We start from the raw sequence: 1033 nt of genomic DNA on the forward strand, positions 1-1033 counted from the left end.
AGGCGCCCGGATCCGCTTCCGAGATTACGAAGCGCCGTCCGGGCGCCCGCCCCACCCGGCTGCCGCCCGCCTACGACGCCATCCTCGACGCATACGCCGCGGCGCTGGAGCGCACGCCGCTGTCTGCCGAGACCCGGCGTACCTACCGCTCGCGGGTGCGCATGTACCTGGCGTGGCTGGCCGACCAGGCGGCCAGCTATGCCGCCGATCCCCTCTCCGACCGGCAGGCCCGCGATTGGGCGGTGCGCGACTATCGCATGTGGCTGCTGCGCGACGGCCCGGCCAGGCGCAGCCGCGTCTACGTCAACTCCGTCCTGACCGCGCTGGACGACTTCCACGTCCGCCGCGGCCTGGGCAGGGCCGACGTCACCCGCGAAGACCTGCCCAAGAACGCGCCCCGCGCGCTGGAGGAGCGCGCCCGCATCCGCTGGCTACGCGCCGTGGAGGCGCATCTGTCCCCTCGGGGCCGGTGCATCGCGCTGATCCCGTACTACGCCGGCGCCCGCATCAGCGAGGTCGTCCGCCTCGACGTCGACGACATCCAGATGTCGGCCCGCAAGGGCCGACTACGCCTGTACGGCAAGGGCGACAAGTTCCGCGAGGTCGACATCCACCCCAAACTCCGCACCGAACTGCAACTCTGGCTCGACGAACGCCCCAACTGGCCTCACGCCAGCGACAACCGGGCCCTGTTCCTCAACGCCAAGGGCGGACGGCTGACCACCCGCGCTGCAGGCGGCATCATCGCCGAGATCGCCCAGACAGCCGGACTGGACGATCCCACCACGGCACACGTCCTGCGCCACACGCTCGCCACCACCCTGGTCCGCGGCAAGACCGACCTGGTCCTGGTCGCCGAGATCCTTGGCCACGCCCGCTTGGAGACCACCCGCCGGTACAGCCTGCCGTCCGACAAGGATAAGGAAGACGCCCTCAAACTGATCACGGTCGACCGCTGACCGTACGCCTGCCTGCGGGAACGGGCGTCAAGATCGACTCATGGCCGGTTTTCCCCGTATCTCGGCTGGACCCG

1 protein-coding gene is annotated in these 1033 nt (G+C 70.5%); it reads left to right on the forward strand.

Features of this window, described 5'->3' with window-relative positions; genetic code table 11:
- On the forward strand, positions 1 to 959 hold a 959-nt coding region (locus tag AB0I79_RS63335; protein ID WP_357896409.1), incomplete at its 5' end, for a tyrosine-type recombinase/integrase.
- Positions 960 to 1033: the final 74 nt, after the last annotated feature.

Origin of the sequence: Nonomuraea sp. NPDC050202 (assembly GCF_040656115.1) — a bacterium.
Lineage (GTDB): Bacteria > Actinomycetota > Actinomycetes > Streptosporangiales > Streptosporangiaceae > Nonomuraea.